Annotated in this window: 13 protein-coding genes and 3 pseudogenes; 11 read left to right on the top strand and 5 right to left on the bottom strand. The window is 60.0% G+C overall.

Annotated elements, in window-relative coordinates; all coding sequences use genetic code 11:
- Window positions 1–13 precede the first annotated feature (13 nt).
- The gene (locus EEB11_RS04775; protein WP_135429266.1) at window positions 14–2,287 is read left to right on the top strand and encodes an adenosylcobalamin-dependent ribonucleoside-diphosphate reductase; all 2,274 of its coding nucleotides are present in this window, start codon (window positions 14–16) and stop codon (window positions 2,285–2,287) included.
- Window positions 2,288–2,443: 156 nt separating this feature from the next.
- Here EEB11_RS04775 and EEB11_RS04780 read toward each other — a convergent pair whose 3' ends face one another.
- Window positions 2,444–3,007, bottom strand: a complete 564-nt coding sequence (locus EEB11_RS04780) for a transposase (protein WP_135429267.1) — start codon at window positions 3,005–3,007, stop codon at window positions 2,444–2,446.
- 244 nt (window positions 3,008–3,251) lie between these two features.
- Window positions 3,252–3,614, bottom strand: coding sequence for a bactofilin family protein (locus EEB11_RS04785; protein ID WP_135429268.1), 363 nt, complete (start codon window positions 3,612–3,614; stop codon window positions 3,252–3,254).
- 307 nt (window positions 3,615–3,921) lie between these two features.
- Here EEB11_RS04785 and EEB11_RS04790 point away from each other — a divergent pair.
- The 3 genes and pseudogenes from EEB11_RS04790 to EEB11_RS04800 all read left to right on the top strand — a co-directional run bounded on the left by EEB11_RS04790 (window position 3,922) and on the right by EEB11_RS04800 (window position 7,278).
- Window positions 3,922–5,123 (top strand): annotated as a pseudogene (locus tag EEB11_RS04790) (MFS transporter).
- Between the two features lie 305 nt (window positions 5,124–5,428).
- The gene (locus EEB11_RS04795) at window positions 5,429–5,638 is read left to right on the top strand and encodes a hypothetical protein (RefSeq protein WP_210134373.1); all 210 of its coding nucleotides are present in this window, start codon (window positions 5,429–5,431) and stop codon (window positions 5,636–5,638) included.
- A 377-nt stretch (window positions 5,639–6,015) separates the two neighbouring features.
- Window positions 6,016–7,278: an autotransporter outer membrane beta-barrel domain-containing protein gene (locus EEB11_RS04800; RefSeq protein ID WP_135429270.1), complete on the top strand. Its 1,263-nt coding sequence runs from the start codon at window positions 6,016–6,018 to the stop codon at window positions 7,276–7,278.
- Between the two features lie 136 nt (window positions 7,279–7,414).
- Here EEB11_RS04800 and EEB11_RS04805 read toward each other — a convergent pair.
- Window positions 7,415–8,567: pseudogene (locus EEB11_RS04805) on the bottom strand (IS3 family transposase).
- A 485-nt stretch (window positions 8,568–9,052) separates the two neighbouring features.
- Window positions 9,053–10,144, bottom strand: coding sequence for a HupE/UreJ family protein (locus EEB11_RS04810; protein WP_245298774.1), 1,092 nt, complete (start codon window positions 10,142–10,144; stop codon window positions 9,053–9,055).
- 58 nt (window positions 10,145–10,202) lie between these two features.
- Between EEB11_RS04810 and EEB11_RS04815 the strand changes: the two genes are divergently transcribed.
- A complete protein-coding gene (locus EEB11_RS04815; protein ID WP_135429309.1) occupies window positions 10,203–11,012 on the top strand; it encodes a DUF4198 domain-containing protein in 810 nt (269 codons plus the stop codon).
- Between the two features lie 217 nt (window positions 11,013–11,229).
- On the opposite strand, the gene EEB11_RS04820 is transcribed toward EEB11_RS04815, so the two are convergent.
- Window positions 11,230–11,712 carry a fasciclin domain-containing protein gene (locus EEB11_RS04820; protein ID WP_135429271.1) on the bottom strand — a complete coding sequence of 161 codons (483 nt, stop codon included), beginning with the start codon at window positions 11,710–11,712 and terminating at the stop codon, window positions 11,230–11,232.
- A 770-nt stretch (window positions 11,713–12,482) separates the two neighbouring features.
- On the opposite strand from EEB11_RS04820, the gene EEB11_RS20220 reads away from it, so the two are divergent.
- From EEB11_RS20220 to EEB11_RS20295, 6 genes and pseudogenes are all read left to right on the top strand, one after another.
- Complete coding sequence (locus EEB11_RS20220; RefSeq protein ID WP_135429272.1) at window positions 12,483–13,331, top strand: calcium-binding protein; 849 nt, start codon at window positions 12,483–12,485, stop codon at window positions 13,329–13,331.
- 166 nt (window positions 13,332–13,497) lie between these two features.
- Window positions 13,498–13,791 (top strand): calcium-binding protein, encoded by a 294-nt coding sequence (locus EEB11_RS04830; RefSeq protein WP_210134374.1) that lies wholly within the window; start codon window positions 13,498–13,500, stop codon window positions 13,789–13,791.
- A 108-nt stretch (window positions 13,792–13,899) separates the two neighbouring features.
- Window positions 13,900–15,639, top strand: a complete 1,740-nt coding sequence (locus EEB11_RS04835; protein ID WP_135429274.1) for a type I secretion system permease/ATPase — start codon at window positions 13,900–13,902, stop codon at window positions 15,637–15,639.
- The gene (locus tag EEB11_RS04840) at window positions 15,636–16,928 is read left to right on the top strand and encodes an HlyD family type I secretion periplasmic adaptor subunit (protein WP_135429275.1); all 1,293 of its coding nucleotides are present in this window, start codon (window positions 15,636–15,638) and stop codon (window positions 16,926–16,928) included. The genes EEB11_RS04835 and EEB11_RS04840 overlap by 4 nt, the downstream gene beginning before the upstream one ends.
- A 139-nt stretch (window positions 16,929–17,067) precedes the next feature.
- A pseudogene (locus EEB11_RS04845) lies at window positions 17,068–17,313 on the top strand (transposase); the annotation flags it as partial.
- Window positions 17,314–17,333: 20 nt separating this feature from the next.
- Complete coding sequence (locus EEB11_RS20295; protein ID WP_135429276.1) at window positions 17,334–17,843, top strand: protein kinase domain-containing protein; 510 nt, start codon at window positions 17,334–17,336, stop codon at window positions 17,841–17,843.
- Window positions 17,844–18,064 lie beyond the last annotated feature (221 nt).

Genomic DNA, 18,064 nt, shown 5'->3' on the forward strand with positions numbered 1-18,064 from the left:
GGACATCCTGACTATGTCTCGATTCGCTGCGCCCATTGCCGAACAGATCTGGGACATGAAATACCGGCTGAAAGCGCAGGACGGCACGGCGATCGACACCACGGTGGAGGATACCTGGCGCCGGATCGCCCGCGCCATGGCGGCGGTCGAGAAAGATCCGGCCAAGTGGGAGGCAAAATTCTACCACGCGCTGGAGGATTTCAAATACCTGCCCGCAGGCCGCATCACCGCAGGCGCGGGCACCGGGCGGGCGGTCACGCTGTTCAATTGCTTCGTCATGGGCACGATTCCTGACAATATGGGCGGCATCTTCGACGGGCTGAAAGAGGCCGCGCTGACCATGCAGCAGGGCGGCGGCATCGGCTATGATTTCAGCACCATCCGCCCGCGCGGGGCCGAGGTGAAGGGGGTGGCGGCCGATGCCTCTGGCCCCTTGTCCTTCATGGATGTCTGGGATGCGATGTGCCGCACCATCATGTCGGCGGGCAGCCGGCGCGGCGCGATGATGGCCACCATGCGCTGCGACCACCCCGATATCGAGGCGTTCATCGAGGCCAAGAAAGACCCGGCTCGCCTGCGCATGTTCAACCTGTCGGTACTGGTGACCGACCCGTTCATGGTGGCAGTGAAGGCGGATGGGCCGTGGGAGCTGGTGTTCGGCGATAAAGTCTACAAGACGCTGCAGGCGCGCGATCTGTGGAACAAGATCATGCGCAACACGTTCGATTTCGCGGAACCGGGTGTGATCTTCATCGACCGCATCAATGCGATGAACAACCTGAGCTATTGCGAAACCATCGCCGCTACCAACCCCTGCGGCGAACAGCCCCTGCCGCCTTATGGTGCCTGCCTGCTGGGCAGCATCAACATGGCGGCGCTGATTGCGAACCCTTTTGCCGCCGATGCAGCCCTTGACCTTGAGGCGCTGGATGATCTGGTCCGCACCGCCGTGCGGATGATGGACAACGTGGTGGACGCCAGCCGCTTCCCCCTGCCGCAGCAAGAGGCCGAGGCGCAGGCCAAGCGCCGCATCGGCCTTGGTGTCACCGGGCTTGCTGATGCGTTGCTGATGATCGGCGCGCGCTATGGCAGCGCGGAGGCCGCCGCGATTACCGAGCGTTGGATGCACGCCATTGCGCGGTCGTCCTACCTTGCCTCGGTGGACCTTGCGCGCGAAAAGGGGGCCTTCCCGCTGTTTGACGCCGACAAATACCTCGCCTCGGGGGCGCTGGCCGACATGGACGCCGATGTGAAGGACGCGATCCGCCAGCACGGCATCCGCAACGCGCTTCTGACGTCGATTGCGCCCACCGGCACCATCAGCCTTTATGCCGGCAATGTGTCGTCAGGGATCGAGCCGGTATTCGCCTATGCCTATACCCGCAAGGTGCTGCAAAAAGATGGCTCGCGCACCGAAGAAGAGGTGGTCGATTACGCCGTGCGGCTTTGGCGCGAAAAGTTCGGTGATGCGCCTCTGCCGGACCATTTCGTCAACGCCCAGACCCTGCCGCCGCTGGACCATGTGCGCATGCAAGCCGCCGCGCAAAAATGGGTCGACAGCAGCATTTCCAAGACCATCAACTGCCCGGAAGACATCAGCTTTGACGATTTCCAGCAGGTCTATATGGCTGCCTGGGATCAGGGCTGCAAAGGCTGCACCACCTACCGCCCCAATGATGTGACCGGATCGGTGCTGACCGTGTCGGAGGCGTCGGACAAAACTCCGTCCGAAGCCCCCGCCGCGCAACAGGATGGCGAGGTGATTTACCTGTCAGAACCGCTTGACCGACCAGCTGCGCTGGAAGGGGCGACCTACAAGCTGAAATGGCCCGGCTCGGAACACGCGCTTTACATCACCGTGAATGACATCATCATCTCCGGCCACCGCCGCCCGTTCGAAGTGTTCATCAACTCCAAGAACATGGAGCATTTCGCCTGGACCGTCGCGCTGACCCGCATGGTCTCGGCCGTGTTCCGGCGCGGCGGCGATATCTCCTTTGTGGTCGAGGAACTGAAAGCCGTGTTCGACCCGCGCGGCGGGGCCTGGATGGAAGGCAAATACATCCCCTCGATCCTCGCCGCCATCGGTGGTGTGATCGAACGCCACCTGATCGAGATCGGCTTCATTGAGGGCGAAGGCATGGGCCTGAAATCTGACCCGCATGCCGAGGTCGTCGCCATCGGTGCCCCCCGCGGCAAAAGCTGCTCCAGCTGCGGCAGCTATGACATGCGCATGGTAGAGGGTTGCATGACCTGCGCCTCCTGCGGCTATTCGAAGTGCGGCTGATGTGAAAAGGGTAGCTGTCATGAAACAGCGGGCAATTGAGCGCCATTTGACCCAGAATGACGACCAATTGTTGGGTATATAAACTCCACTACTTTCTAAGGGTTTGAAATCATTGAGGTTGATAGATGCAGGTTCGAGTGGACTGGCATCCTTGTTTCAATGCCTTGTGTATTGGCGCAAAGCTTGACCAGTGCCGTCGAATGTTATCACTACGGCCCTAGCAACTGTATCTGTCAGGGCCCCGAGGCGGTCCATTTTTGACGGCTTTTTGCATAGCGCGTTCGCGATATTGACCAACTTTCTGGCGACCGCGGTGATGATGACCTTGTGCGGTTTTCCGGCTTTGCGGAGGCGTTCTGCGAAGGATTTCAGGCTCGGGTTGTGATGTGCTGCGACCAAGGCCGCTTGGAACATCACGTGCCGCAGGGCGCGACGACCACCGGCAATGGCCCGTTTTCCGCGAAGGGTTCCGCTATCGTTTGCGACCGGGGCCAAACCGGTGAGTGCGGCAGCCTGTTCGCAGGTGATGGTGCCGATCTCGGGCATTTCTGCGACCAGCATTGAACTCGCAACCGGGCCGATCCCCGGGATAGAGCGGAGAACACCGGCAGTCTCCGACAGGCGTTCATCGTTCGCGATGGCCAGGGTGATCCGGTCTTCCAGTTCCTTGATCAGGCTGTCGATCCGTTGCTTCAACTCGGTGTCGACGTCCTCAAACATCACGGCGGTGCCGAGCTTCTGATGCGCACGGCGAATTGCAATGCGGCAACAAGGTCTGGATCTACACCGCACATCGGACGTTTGAGATCAGAGAGCCAGGTTCCACCACCGCGAATCGCTTGGTTGTAAACGTAATCGGTTGGCTACCCATTGAATGGCTTACGTGATCGACCTTCTGGTATGACGCACAAGGATGCGAGGGACCCGATGCACTTCGTACACGATGGTTTGGAACTTGCCCGTTTTAGCGAATGCGCTCCAATTTTCCCTCTACTTCCGCGCCAGACTCGATTGCAATCGTCTCATGTCCAATATCGGCTAAGACGACCGCGGTATTGGTCAGCGAAACGTTTCGCGCGTTGATCGCACCCGATATTCGGCCGTGTACAGCCAGGTCATGGGCAACCGCGGTACCCTCAAGAATGCCTGTCGGCGCGATTAAGATGTCCGGCGCCCGCACTTGGCCCAAAACTTTGCCCTCCACATCGACCGGTCCAGTCGAATCGATATCACCCTCGATGATAAGGTCCGCCGCAACGATGCTGCGCCTCACACCCGACTTTGCAGGCGCAGGCCACTGCGCTGAAGTCCCAGAACTAATCATCATTATTTCACCCCGATCAAGTTGGAGCCGCGAATGGATCAGAATGACGTGTTCTCAGCAACCAACTCTCATGGGCATCGGCGGCAATTTGCAAATGCTAGTCCCGGCTGGCCGGGGATTGGTTCTGTCAGGCCGTTACCATATCGACTTGGCTGCCAGAGCCTCGAGGCAGATCGGTGCCTTGGACAGTCAGCGGCGCGGCCTTACTGCTGTGTTGCCCCTTGTAGAGATCTGCCCGGTGTGAACTTATCGCCCGGCTTGTGCCCGGCGTCCCGGACGCTGACGGCCCCTGACGCTCAAGGCTGCTGATATGACAACCATCCCCCGTTCTGGAACCTACGTCACCGTGCTGGCGGTATTGGGTCTGACACATCTTCTGAACGATCTGATGCAGTCGCTGATCCCGGCGGCCTATCCGATCCTGAAGGAGGCCTACGATCTGGATTTCGTCCAGATCGGGATGATCACCCTGACCTTCCAGGTTGCTGGAGCCTTGTTGCAACCGGTGATCGGCATGGTCACCGACCGGCACCCCGCTCCCTATTCGCCGGTGGTGGGGATGATGTTCACCCTGTCCGGGCTGGTCTGCCTCGCCTATGCGCCGACCTATGCGATGATCCTGGTCTCGGTCGCGCTGATCGGCATCGGCTCGTCAATCTTCCACCCGAGGCGACCCGGATGGCGCGCTATGCCGCCGGTGGCCGCCAGGGGCTGGCGCAGGGGATGTTTCAAGTCGGCGGACAGGCGGGCGGCGCGCTCGGCCCGGTCTTCGCCGCGCTGATCGTTGTGCCTTGGGGCCAGCCCAGCCTCGCGTGGTTCGCGCTGACGGCCCTCATGGCGATGGCGCTGCTGACCTGGATTGGCAGCAAGCAACGCCAGATCAGCGCCGAGTTCGCGGCGATGCGGGCGCGGCGCAAGACGACGGGAGCCCCGGCTCCCCGGCATGCGCCCGCGACCATTGCCGTCGGTCTCGTGGTGCTGACGTTCCTGATGTTCACCAAGAACGCTTATGGCGAGAGCTTTCGCTCGTTCTACACCTTCTACCTGATCGAGCGGTTCGGCCTGACGATTCCCGCCTCGCAGATGATGCTGTTCGTGTTTCTGATGGCCGCGGCAGTGGGTGTCCTGATCGGCGGGATCCTTGGGGACCGGATTGGCCGCTACCGGATCATCTGGATCTCGATGTTGGGACCGCTGCCGCTTACGCTGCTGTTGCCGCATGTGGACCTGTTCTGGACCGGCGTGCTGACGATCCTGATCAACCTGATCATGGCCAGCGCCTTTGCCTCGATCCTGATCTACGCGATGGACCTGCTGCCAGACCGGATCGGCCTGATCGGCGGATTGTTCTATGGGCTGAACTTCGGACTTGGCGGCATCGCGGCCGCGCTCCTGAGCGTGCTGGCGGACAGCTACGGCGTCGAGACAGTCTACCAGATCTGCGCCTTCTTGCCGCTTTTCGGGGTGCTGGCCTGGTTCCTGCCCCGGATTGACGAGGATGTGGGGACATAGGTCCGCGGTGGTGCGATGCAGATCCCCTTCTGGTCCCGATTGCCATCTGCTATCCTTCTCTAATGGATAGAACCCAGCCTGAACTTCATAGCGACCTCAGAGAGATCCTCGGTTTTCTTACATCGATAACTGGTCGCATTTTGCAGGTTTCGGACCGCAAGGCTGGCGTGGTGATGGGCGTGGCAACCAACACGCTCATGGGGTCAGCCTTCGTGACGAGTGTCATGGGTGCGGTTGGATCCCTCGGAACGGCCGGGACTGGGGCCGCCATCGCGGGTCTGTCCTAAGCCAAGACCACGATCATCGTGAGATCGTTTGTGGTGGCTCGGGACAACATGCTGGGCAACGTGGTTCAGCTCTCGATGGCCGGAGTGCCCATGATGGACATCGTCAAGGGGATGAGAGCCAAGTTCATCGAGATCACGGCCTATGTGAAGAACCGGGAGGACATCAAGAAGCTGGAGGTTGACCTGGCTGCTGCTGTGAGAAATCCAGGAGAGTACAAGAAGATCTAGGCCCCGATGCGAGTGCTTCAGGAGGCCAACGAGGCCATGAGCATCGCACCTCTGATTGAGGCAGGGGAGTTCTCGACGATCTCTGAGAACCTCACTGAAGCCGACTTGGCCACCATAGTGTCCACCATCTACAGCGGACACTATCCGTCACTCTCACATCGCGGCAGAGCGGTCAGGCCGGACGCTTACGCCTGTTTACAGGCCAGTGTGACATTTTCGTGCGGCGCGGAGTCTCTGTGGATCGGGCCACCGAAATCCGGGTGAACAATACGTTAATCCTGATTAACATGGAGTCATGAGGGCAAGCACGCTTGAGGCGATGCCACCGCAAAGACCGACCGGATTATATCGCTTCAACTCTGCTCTGGGGAACAGACATGACACTTCTCAAGACACTGCGAAACTGCTCGCTGACAGCGCTGGTGGCGGCTGCACCACTGAGCGCGCAAGCGGCCCCTAGCGATGGACAGTCCTGCGCAGGCTTCGGGTCACAAACCTATTCCAATCATGAATATACAACTGTTGCCCTGAACGCCGGGGATACACTGACGGTGTCGGTATCTGGACAGTACAGTGATGTGTACGTTTTTGCCAATTCTCCGGGTAATTTCAGCACCATTCTGAGCGGATCAACATCTGATACGGCAACTTACACTGCCCCGGTGGATGGTGTCAGCGTAAATGTCTATTCCTTTTCTATGTATCAGTCCAATCTGACCATCACCATCACCTGCACCCCCGCCGCCGCCCCCGCGTCCGACACCATCGTGTCGCAAGCCGCAACCATCAGCGCGGCCAGCCAGTCGCGGGCAATCTCCAACGGCATCGCGGCTAACACGCGCAGCCGGTTGGGGGCTGGTGGCAGCAACACAGTCAGCCGGTCCGGCATGTTCTTTTCGACCCAAAACGCGACCCGCTCGGCGCTGGAAACCGCAGAGTACAACCTTTGGGTCTCGGGCGAGCTGCGCAATTTCAACGGCGGTCTGGACGGGTTTTCGGCCGATCTTACGCTGGGTGTTGACCGGCTGATCAACGAAAACATGCTGGCCGGTCTGCTGCTGGCCTATGGCCGCACCGATCTGGACGACGGTCTGGGCGAGGCGACCGTGGACAGCCCGGCCATCGGTGCCTATTTCGCCAGTCGCTTTGCCGGGGATCTGATCCTTGATGCCTATCTGGCCTATGCGCGCCCGGAAACCGAAACGGCAGGCACAACGTTCAAATCGGACCGCGTGTCGGCCGGGCTGATGCTGAGCGGGCAATATGCGCTGTCCACGGGCACGATGCGCCCCTTTGCCCGGCTGAATGCCTCGGTCGAGGATCAGCCTGCCTACACCGGCACCAATGGGCCAGTGGCGGCCACGGATCTGCGCAGCCACACCGCCTCTGTCGGGGCGCGGTTCGAAAGTGCTGTTGCGCTGGGAAGTACCGGCCTGCTGCCCTATATCAGCGGCGCGATTGATTACGGCTACACCGACAATGGCCTGAGCGCGTCGGATGATTTCTTCTATCCGCGCTTCGGCTTCGGTGTGGCAGGCCCTGTCGGCACCGGCTATGTTGCGCTGGACGTGGATGCGGGCAAAGCCCGGTCTGACACCTATGACGTGGGTCTGCGCCTGACCTATGAGGCGAAGTTCTGAGCGCAGCATTGCGACTTTACTGCTGTCCAAAGGCCCGCTGAAAAGCGGGCCTTTAGCTTAGGATGCGGACTGGATGCTACGGCGATCCTTGGTAAGAATGCTTATACCTATTGACCTGCCCCCGGTCGTCCCTCGGTCATAACGAGAGTCCTTGGGTTTGATAGTCATCGGTTTCGGGGGTGGCAAGCGCGTCGGGCGCGGAGCCATCAAATTGCTCAAGCACCCGACGCGCTTCTGCTGGGGTTTGGTTGCCCAGCGAGGAATGTGGCCTGACATTGTTGTAGTCGTAGCGCCAGAGAGCCAGCTTGCGGCGGGCATCCGCCAGGCTGTCGAAGATCTCTTCGTTGAGACATTCGTCGCGCAGGCTGCCATTGAAGGACTCAATATAGCCGTTCTGCTGGGGCTTGCCGGGGTCGATGTAATGCCACTCGACGCCGTTCTCGTTGGCCCACTTCAGGATGGCCTTGCTGGTGAACTCGGTCCCATGTCACTGGCTATACAAGCCGGTTTGCCATAGATGCGAACCAAGGCGTCGAGTTCCCGCGCCACTCTGGCCCCCGAGATGCTGGTATCGGCGACCAGGCAGAGGTTTTCGCGGCAGCAGTCGTCGTTGACCGCCAGGATGCGGAACTTCCGGCATGCCCCGAAGGTGTCCGACAGAAAGTCCAGCGACCAGCGCTGGTTCGGGCGCAACGGCACCGGCATAGGTGTGCGGCTGCCGCGAGCCCGTTTGCGGCCACGACGGCGGCGCACCGACAGCCCTTCTTCGCGGTAAATCCGGTAGAGCTTCTTTTCATTCATAACCATGCCCACACGTTCCAGCATGATGCCGATGCGCCGATAGCCAAACCGGTGCCGCTTCTTGGCGATCTTGTTCATTTCCACACGGATCTCCGGGTTGTCGGGCGGATGCTCGCGCCGCACGGTCTTCGGATCGACACCGATCAGGACGCAGGCCCGGCGCTGAGAGATCGGATGACCCTTCATTGCCCGCAGCACCGCGTCCCGCCGCTCGGCCGGTGTCGTCAGGGCTTTCCCAGCAGGTCCTTCAGAACCACATTGTCGAGCATGACGTCTGCCACCAGGCGCTTCAGCTTGGCGTTCTCGTCCTCAAGCTGCTTCAGGCGTGTGGCGTCGGACAGGTCCATCCCGCCATACCTGGCCTTCAGCTTGTAGAACGTCGCAGGGCTCAGCCCATGCTTGCGGCACAACTCGGCCGTCAGCAAGCCAGCCTCCTGCTCTTTGATCATCCCAATGATTTGCGCTTCGGTAAAACGGCTTTTCCTCATGTCGTCTGCTCCTTCAGGTTGGGCAGACTCTACATCACAGCGAGGGAACTTCCGGGGGGCAGGTCAACTCGCGCATCATGTGCCTGGAGGTCTTCCTCGCGCTCAACATTCACATAGGCTGCGAAGTCCTTGCCCGGTCTCCTTGATGGCGAGTATTGCTCTCAAAAGACCGGAACGGAACCGCGACAGGTCCAAACGGCTTCCTCGTGACAACGCAAAGTCGCGCGTTGNACGGCTTCCTCGTGACAACGCAAAGTCGCGCGTTGCGACGCATGCGGCACCGCTTCACCTCTATGCGCGCTCAAGGGTTCCGACATCAGAGTACGCGCTGTCTTTGAGGCGCTCCGATCACCACTGATCAAAAAAGCGCGCGTACAACTATGCACTCAGTCTAAGCTAATGCGGATCTCGAGGTGGGTGCTCAAACCGTTACGGACGTCACATCTCGGGTTTCGGCGGCCTGGGGCCTGCCCTGACCTGTCGGCTTAGAGAAATACCCGCTCGAAAGTCCACCAAGCGCCGATCCCGGCGATCAGGAATGAAGCCGGGATGGCAATCACTGAACGATACCAGGGCTGCCTCCCGAAAGGCATGGCGAACAAAAGGAACGCTATGGCGATCACCGCAAGCTGGCCCAGTTCGACCCCAATGTTGAACCCGATCAGGGCGATCACAAAGCGCCCCTCTGGCAGGCCCACATCGCTGAGGACGGAAGCGAAACCGAGGCCGTGCAACAACCCGAATCCAAAGACAACAGCGACCCGCGCCCTACCAACGTTTTCGGTTTTACCACCTAAGATATTCTCTACCGCCACATAGACGATGGAGGCGGCAATCATAGGCTCGACGATGGTAGCCGGGACATTGACGATCTTCAGGCTTGCAAGCGCCAAAGTCACCGTATGCGCAAGCGTAAAGGCAGTAACCTGCCATAGGAGCGGCCCGAGGCGCATGGCGAAGTAGAATAGCCCGAGGACGAACAGGATATGGTCCAACCCCTTTGGAATGATGTGTTCGAACCCTGAGACCACAAACCGCGCGAAGACTGGAAGCGCGCCTTCGGTGGCAAAGCCTGCGCGCGGAAGGGCAGTGCTGAGGTTACCGCCCGCAAGGATGGCTGTGTAGGCATCTGCGCCACCACCCATCTGACGCACGACGACCGATCCAAAACTGGCATCCCAGCCAATCTGGACCGGCGTGCCATCCGGCGGCAGCGCTGCGGTGATGCGCAGTTCACTGTCGCGCGGCAGGCTGATGTCGCCCACCTCGGGCACGGACACGCCCGCGATCTGCGGGTCGAGCCGAGTTCCGCCCGCAAGCAAGGTGATCCGTGCGGCAATTTCAGGCCAGGCGGCACGCAAGGCTGCCTCTAGCTCGGCGGGCTCTGCGACCCTCAAGGCATCATAGCGATCAGAAAGCGGGGAAAGATTGGTATCTTCGAGCCCGGCAAGGTCCATTCCCGCGATCAGCGGCTCGATCGGGGCGCGCAAGATGATCTCGATCGTTTCTGCACTGACGGTCACGTCGGTAACTGCGGGACGAACTTCATGTGCGGTGGCAGGCAGGGCCAAACCCATTGACAGACAGACACAACGGGCCAGCTTACAAACTGACGAGAGAACGAGGGAGGGCATGATGAGGCTACCGATATTGCTGGCTGCGATGGTCACAGCATTTAGCACGGCGATGGCAAAAGCTCACGAATTTTGGCTGTCACCAGAAGATTATACTGTTGCTCGCGACGGCGTGATGCAGGTTCGGTTGCGGGTCGGGTCCGAGATGAAGGGGCATGTCCTGTCTTATCTGCCGCAAGACATTGACCGGTTCGAGGTCATTCAGAGTGACGGCGTCCGCCCGGTCGAAGGTCGCATGGGCGACAATCCGGCGCTCGTGATGGATGCCCGGCAGGATGGACTGGCCGTGGTTGTGCATGAAACCAACGACGCTGTGGCAACATATGACGATTTCGCTGAGTTTCAGCGCTTTGTCGCCCACAAGGATTTCCGCACTGCCGTCACCGACCACACGGCGCGTGGCTTGCGGAAAACGGGGTTTCGAGAAACCTACCGACGACATGCCAAGAGCCTAGTCGCCGTGGGGTCTGGCGCGGGGGCTGATCGGGCAGTGGATATGGTGATCGAGATCGTCGCTCTGGCGAACCCCTATACCGACGATCTGACGGCGGGAATGCCTTTGCTGGTGCTGCTGGACGGCGTGGCCCGCCCAGACGCACAGCTGGAGCTGTTTCAGACATCGCCCGATGGAACGGTGACCATCACGCTGCACCGTACCGATGCTGATGGACTCGTGACCGTGCCGGTACTGAAGGGAATGGAATATCTTGCGGACAGCGTCAACCTGCGGGCCTTGCCAAATGACGATGTCGATGTCGGGCCGGTCTGGCATTCGGACTGGGCCTCGTTAACTTTCCACACACCGGACTGATGGATGTCTCTGGCGAAGGGGTGGCTTAGTCGACCCCAAAATTGGCAGATCCAGGTGCTCCTGGTCCCACCTACCAAGCCAGCTTATCGCAAATCGCTCTGCAACCGGGTCACAGGCTTGTCCGTTTCTTTGTCTGTATGGCGGGCCACAGTGCTGCACCGTGAAAATAGAAAAGGGGCGGCTTTCGCCACCCCACGCTCCTGAGACCTAAGGCAGATCACATCGGCGGCATAATGACCGTGTCGATGGCATGGATCACCCCGTTCGATGCTTCAACATCAGCCGTCGAAATGACTGCGCCGTTTACCTTGGCGCCACCTTCGAGAGTAATGGTGACGTCCGAGCCTTGAACTGACGCGGCAGTCATGCCTTCGGTCAGATCGGTCGACATGACCTTGCCCGGAACAACGTGATAGGTGAGCACTGCAACCAGCTTGTCCTTGTTTTCTGGCTTCAGCAGGTCTTCCACCGTGCCTGCCGGCAATGCGGCGAAGGCAGCATCAGTCGGTGCGAAGACCGTAAACGGGCCTTCGCCCTTCAGCGTTTCGACCAGTCCAGCAGCCGTCAGCGCGGCGGCGAGAGTGTTGAATGACCCCGCGGCAACTGCGGTGTCGACGATGTCTTTGGAGTGCCCACCTGCGAAAACAGGCATTGCGAATGCGGTTGCGGCGGTCAGTGCAAGAAAGGTTCTGCGGATCATAAGGTGTCACTCCCGTGAGATCGATTACGTTGATATATAGGGCGTCTACGGACGACTGGGTCGATTGGATCACTATTAGTCTGGCTGTGTGTGGCCCTCAGGCTAAGATCGATGGAGTTCTGGCGGACTAACGATAACTTGACTTAGCTTGTTTGACACCCATCGTGTCAGGCAGCACAGCGTTGCCGATGTGACCTTACTTCCGTTGGAATAAATACGATGAGCAGCAGTAAGGCGGACAGACGAGCACCAGCTGCCAATTTGGCCAAAACGCACTACGCTGCCGCAGGCGTCCCGAGTGGCGGCTTTGGGCCGGGTGTGTCGTTGGTCGACCTTGAAGTGTCAGCAGGCCATGGAGCACAACCGAATGGCGGCTTGGAGCCTTTCTGCAACATTCATACATCCGGCAGCGAGGCGATGCTGTTTTCAGGCGCAGCAACGCGTTCGGCCCTTAATGGACGGTAATGTGCGGTGCTGTGGTTTCCCAAAAATCGGACGTTCCGAACGACCCTTTAGACAGGACATGTGTTCGTCACAGAAACCACCTGGCGGTGTAGTGATGCATTTCGCGGTAGCGAAACCGAAGGGGGGTGGCAGGCCCGGGCAGGGGCTGGGCATCCTGCTGACTATAGACATGCAGCAAAGACCCATGACCCGTGCCGATCACGCTCGATACACCGGATCGTGATTTAAGCAGCGAAACTTCCAGCCCCGCAAAGACGAACGGCTCTTTGTGACACGCAATCAAGCGTGACACGCGATCACGTCGAATGATCGCCGCAGCAAAGGAGGACGATGCCATGCTCCAACAATTCACAGCGCAATACTTCCAGCAGGACAAAGGCAATGTGACCAGCATCCGGTCGGTAACGCTGACGGACAACAATCTGATCCGTGGTGACGACGCGGGCGAGACGCTGGTGTCCTCAGCAGCCCCGAACGGGGTCGCGATCTTCGACGGCGTGCAGCAGCTTGTCCCCGGTGTGGGATTTGTGGCGCCCAACAATGGCGAAGCCTTGACCACGGTCTTTTTCAAAGATGGAACCGAATTGAGCGGAGTCGAGGCGCTCTATGACATGGTCACCTTCAAGTTCTTGGAGTCGACAGAGTATTTTCTTCTGAATCCCGATGCGCTGGCGGGTGTGGGCAAGTCGCTTGCCGATGTGGCCCGTGTCCAGTTCGACGCCTATGTTGATCACGACCTGAGCTGGGCTGATTTCGGCTTTGTCCCGACCGGCGTCGTGGTGCCCGATCCCGAGCCAATGTTGAACCTCGTGCAAGGCACGGCAGGCAACGACACTCTGATCGGCACCAGTGGCGATGACCTGATCCGCGGTGGCGCCGGCAATGACAGGCTTACGGGCGGCGCGGGGGCCGACACATTCGTATTCGGTGCCGAGGTGCGAAATGGGGTCCGTGACCGCGATGTGATCACCGACTTCAACGCGGCCGAAGACACGATTGTGTTCGAAGCAGGTGCGATGGTTCGGTCTATCAGTGAGCGGAACGGCAACGTGATCATCCAGCTTGAAGGCGACCGTGACACGATCACGGTGCTGAACGCCGACCTCGGGATCGCGTCGAACTTCGTTTTCAGCGACGATATCTTTCTCAGCTGATTCCGGCAAACTGATCGGGCCGCCCGGACTTGGCGGCCCGGATCAGGCGGTCAGAATGGTACATCGCTTAACGGGCGTTGACGGCGTTTTGGGGCTTTGGTCGGCTGTGGCCAAAGTGCGCGCGATCAGAAATTTACGTTGAAACCCGATGGAGAAAGGTCTGCAAATGAGATCGCGCTTTACCTACGAGCACAGTAAAGGCGATGGCCCCTACTGCATCCTCGAAAAAGGGACGGGCAGTGACAGCTTCGTCTTCTCCGATGTGAACATCGATGACGTGACCTTTATCCAAAGCAGTGGCGGCGATCTGGTGATGAACACTGGCACTGAAACAATCACGGTCATTGACCAATTCGACATTGGCTCCCGCGCCATCGAGGAGATCATCTTTACCGATGGCACCACGCTCGATCTGGCCGGAATTACCGATAAGATTTACGAGCATGAGATGACCCTCTGAGCTGGTTGAACGCAAGGAAGAGTATTTTGGAACTGCGTTTTTTCCTGAGGAAGGACAAATGCCATCCAATGAACTCGATAGCACGTTGTTGGTAGTTGCGAATGCAAAATGACGGATAATCCAGCGGCACGAGGACGGGCGGAACTGCGCAGCGCGCGGCGCGAAAGCATGCTGCTATATTGGATCGTCGGCATCTTCAGCTTTTTCGTCAACCTGCTGATGCTGACCGGCCCGCTATACATGCTCAACGTCTACGACCGCGTGCTTAACTCGCGCTCGGTCGAGACGTTGATCGCGCTGACGGTGCTGGTGGCGTTCCTTTACGCGATGATGGGCATCATCGACCATGTCCGGGGTCGTGTTATGGCGCGGGTCGGCGCGCGGTTTCAGGCGCGACTGGACCGGCGCGTGTTCGCGGCGGTCGTGCGCGCCACGATCTTGCAGCGCGCCTCGCGCGAGGCAGCGACCGGTCTGCGCGATCTGGAGGCGGTGCAGCGGCTGATCACCTCGCCCGCGCTGATGGCGGTGTTCGACCTGCCTTGGGCGCCATTGTTTTTCCTTGGGATATTCATCTTTCATCCGCTGATGGGGCTGCTGGCCGTCTGCGGCGCGCTGGCACTGGTCGTAGTTGCCATCCTGAACCAAATCACAACCCGCGCGCCTTTGGCGCAGGCCAATGCAGCGAGCTTTGCCTCCGAGCAGATGGGCAGCCAGATCCGTCTAAACAGCGAGATGGTCCAATCGCTTGGCATGCGCGGGGCGGCTTTCGACCGCTGGCAGGTGGCGCGCAATGCGTCACTTGATGCCAGTATCGGCGCAGCCGATGCCGCAGGCAGTTATACCGCGCTGGCCAAGGCGTTCCGGATGTTCCTGCAATCGGCGATGCTGGGCCTTGGGGCCTACCTTGTGCTGCAAGGGCAATTGTCGCCCGGCGCGATGATCGCAGGGTCGATCCTGCTTGGCCGTGCGCTTGCCCCGATCGAGATGATCGTTGGCCAATGGGCGGTGTTCCAGCGCGGACGCGAAGGCTGGGGCAATCTGGCGGTCCTGCTGGGGCAGGTGACGCCCGAGGCACCGCGCACCCGCCTGCCACGGCCCAAGGCGCGGCTGAGTGCCGAACAGATCACGGTCGTCCCCCCGGGCGAAACTGTCGCGGCCTTGCGCATGGTCAGTTTCGATGTGGGAGCGGGACAGGCCGTGGGGGTCATCGGCACCTCGGGTGCGGGGAAATCCATGCTGGCCCGAGCGCTGACCGGCGTGTGGCAACCGGCGGGCGGGCAGATCAGGCTTGATGGCGCTGCGCTGGATCAATACGACGCGGACGTGCTGGGCCAGTATATCGGCTATCTGCCGCAGCGCGTTCAGCTCTTCGACGGCACGATCAAGGATAACATCGCCCGCATGGCGATGGCCCCCGATGATGCGGCGGTGGTGCAAGCTGCACAAAAGGCGGCAGCGCATGACATGATTCTGAAACTGCCTGACGGCTACGACACGCGCGTCAGTGCTACGACGGGCCGGTTATCCGGCGGGCAAATCCAGCGGATCGGGCTGGCCCGCGCACTCTACGGCGAACCCGTTGTGCTGGTGCTGGACGAGCCGAACTCCAACCTCGACAACGACGGGTCATTGGCGTTAAACGCCGCGATCCGCGCGTTCAAGGCGGCGGGGGGGATCGTGTTCATTATGGCGCACCGACCTGCGGCTATTCAGGAATGCGATCTTTTGCTAGTGATCGACAACGGGATGCGCCGCGCCTTTGGCCCCAAGGACGAGGTCCTGGCCGACTTGGTTCAGAACCATGCCCAGATCAAACGTGCTACACCCCAGTCTGGGGGCGTGTCATGACCACGCAATGGCCCGTGGGGCGCTACATGATCATCGGCATCGCCACGTTGGCCGTGCTGGTGGGTGGTTTTGGCACCTGGTTGGTCATGGCCGAGATCAACGGCGCGGTAATTACCAGCGGCCAGATCGAGGTGGACCGCAACCGTCAGGTGGTCCAGCACCCGTTCGGCGGTGTGGTGGCGGACATTCTTGTTGTTGAAGGCGACAGCGTGGCGGAAGGCGACCTGCTGATTCGACTAGACCCGACCGACCTGCAATCGGAACTGGCCATCGTCGAAGGGCAGTATTTCGAAATCCTCGCCCGCCGCGCGCGGCTGGAAGCTGAACGGGATGATGCAACCGCGCTGGTCTTCGACCCGATCCTGTTGGGGGTTGGAACGCCCGCTGCTGCAGAGCTGATGCAGGGGCAGGAACGGCTGTTCGCGGCGCGGCTGGAAACCAGCATGCAATTTATCGACCAGCTGGCCCAACAGCGCGCACAGATCGCAAGCCAGATCACGGGCATCACCGCGCAGCAGACGGCGCTGCAAACGCAACAGGGCCTGATCGCGCGCGAACTGGCCGACCAGCAAAGCCTGCTTGATCGCGGGCTGTCGTACGCCAGCCGCGTACTGGCCCTTCAACGCGAAGAGGCGAGCCTTCTGGGCCGCGTCGGCGAATTGACAGCGCAGGCCGCACAGGCCGCCGAACGGATGACCGAAATCGAGATTCAGGTGCTGGGCCTTGCGTCCTCGCGCCGCGAAGAGGCGATTACCCGCCTGCGTGATCTGCAATTCAACCAGCTGGAACTGGTCGAACGTCGCCAGACGCTGCTGCGCCAACTTCAACGGCTGGATATCCGCGCGCCCGTGTCGGGGATTGTTTACGGGATGCAGGTCTTTGCGCCACGCTCGGTCATACGCCCCGCCGATCCGGTGCTGTTCCTGATTCCGCAGGACCGGCCCCTCGTGATCGCGACGCAGGTGCGGACCACCGATATCGACCAGGTCTTTGTCGGGCAGGACGTGACCTTGCGGTTTTCCGCCTTTGACCAGCGGCGCACGCCGGAACTGGCGGGGCGCGTGACACTTTTGTCGGCGGATGCGTTTCAGGACGAGGTGACAGGCCAGTCTTTCTACCGCGCCGAAGTGCAGGTGAACGAGGGCGAAATGATGCAGCTGCCCGCCGATCTGGCCTTGCTACCCGGTATGCCGGTCGAGGCGTTTGTGCGCACGGGCGACCGCAGGCCGTTGGATTACTTTCTCAAGCCGCTTGCGGATTATTTCACCCGCGCGTTTCGCGACAGCTAATTGCACCCCGCCCTTTTTTAGTTCACCCTGAACAACCCTCATGCCATTGATTTCGCGTTGAAACAGGACTGTTTCTCTCGCCTCTGACTGCAGGATTTTGTATGATTGCGGGCGAAACCCTGCAATTTCGGTTCTGGCCATGAAGCACCGTCCGCGTTTCCCGGAGCAAGATGACCTGCTGCGCCCGCGCTTGATCGACATGATCGATGGGTGGCACGAGTTGGTGAAGCTGGCGGCGTTGATGAACTGGGATGTGTTCGAACGGGAGTGGGCTGGGTTCTTTCCGTCCGGCAAGGGGCGGCCCGCGACGGAGCCGCGGCTGGTGGCAGGGTTGTTGTATCTCCAGCACGCCTATCGGCTGTCGGATGAGGCGGTTGTCGCTCGGTGAAAGGGGCTCTCCCCTATATGTCCCCAGAAATGATGTTCCGAAAGAAAGGTGAGTCCGTCGGTGTCGAAGCGGATGTTTGGTCCTTGGGCGCAATGATGTTTCATCTGCTTTCCGGTGTTTTGCCCTTCGGGGAGGGCTTGATCGTTCCAGCCAATGTCAAAATGAATAATAGAGAGGCTTGGCCACCATTCATGACATCGAAGGCGGCTTTCTCAGAGCTATCGCGGGATCTTCAAGGCATAGTCGAAAGCTGCCTTAACGTTGACCCAGCCCTTCGACCGACAGCATCAGATCTGGCTGCGGCCACTGATGAGCTGGTCTACTTCAGGGGTGCGTGGAAGAATGGGACAGTCCACAATCTTGCAGGAAAGACCTTCGGCTTCATCTTGAGTGGTGGAAGGGAAGTCATGTTTCACGAAGACAGCGTTTACGGACCGAGGCAGGCTAAGGTTGGGTCCAAAGTTGTCTTCACTACGGCCCCTGGGCATCCGCGAGAACGTGCATTTCCGGTCCTAGTTCGCCCCTAGTGGCGTCCCTGATCAGCCTTCTTACCGACTCTGTTGCGCAAGAGAGTTGATGGCCGGAGTTCCCCTTTTCCCGGACAGACCTACGTGCTGCGGAGCGAGACGACTGGCCGCTTACGAGCTGCGGCAAAGCAGCATAAGCCGAGGTTGACCGGCGGCTATGGGCCGTTTCTGATGTTGGTCTGTTGATTTTCACCCAGAACTGACCCGGGCTTTTCATCGAG

The organism is Pseudotabrizicola sediminis, assembly GCF_004745575.1.
GTDB lineage: Bacteria > Pseudomonadota > Alphaproteobacteria > Rhodobacterales > Rhodobacteraceae > Pseudotabrizicola > Pseudotabrizicola sediminis.

Excerpts from the sequence above, each read along its gene's own strand:
- EEB11_RS04775 (WP_135429266.1), top strand. The coding sequence starts at position 14 with ATGTCTCGATTCGCTGCGCCCATTGCCGAACAGATCTGGGACATGAAA.
- EEB11_RS04780 (WP_135429267.1), bottom strand. The coding sequence starts at position 3,007 with ATGTTTGAGGACGTCGACACCGAGTTGAAGCAACGGATCGACAGCCTG.
- EEB11_RS04785 (WP_135429268.1), bottom strand. The coding sequence starts at position 3,614 with ATGATGATTAGTTCTGGGACTTCAGCGCAGTGGCCTGCGCCTGCAAAG.
- EEB11_RS04800 (WP_135429270.1), top strand. The coding sequence starts at position 6,016 with ATGACACTTCTCAAGACACTGCGAAACTGCTCGCTGACAGCGCTGGTG.
- EEB11_RS04810 (WP_245298774.1), bottom strand. The coding sequence starts at position 10,144 with ATGGGTTTGGCCCTGCCTGCCACCGCACATGAAGTTCGTCCCGCAGTT.
- EEB11_RS04815 (WP_135429309.1), top strand. The coding sequence starts at position 10,203 with ATGAGGCTACCGATATTGCTGGCTGCGATGGTCACAGCATTTAGCACG.
- EEB11_RS04820 (WP_135429271.1), bottom strand. The coding sequence starts at position 11,712 with ATGATCCGCAGAACCTTTCTTGCACTGACCGCCGCAACCGCATTCGCA.
- EEB11_RS20220 (WP_135429272.1), top strand. The coding sequence starts at position 12,483 with ATGATCGCCGCAGCAAAGGAGGACGATGCCATGCTCCAACAATTCACA.
- EEB11_RS04830 (WP_210134374.1), top strand. The coding sequence starts at position 13,498 with ATGAGATCGCGCTTTACCTACGAGCACAGTAAAGGCGATGGCCCCTAC.
- EEB11_RS04835 (WP_135429274.1), top strand. The coding sequence starts at position 13,900 with ATGACGGATAATCCAGCGGCACGAGGACGGGCGGAACTGCGCAGCGCG.
- EEB11_RS04840 (WP_135429275.1), top strand. The coding sequence starts at position 15,636 with ATGACCACGCAATGGCCCGTGGGGCGCTACATGATCATCGGCATCGCC.
- EEB11_RS20295 (WP_135429276.1), top strand. The coding sequence starts at position 17,334 with ATGTCCCCAGAAATGATGTTCCGAAAGAAAGGTGAGTCCGTCGGTGTC.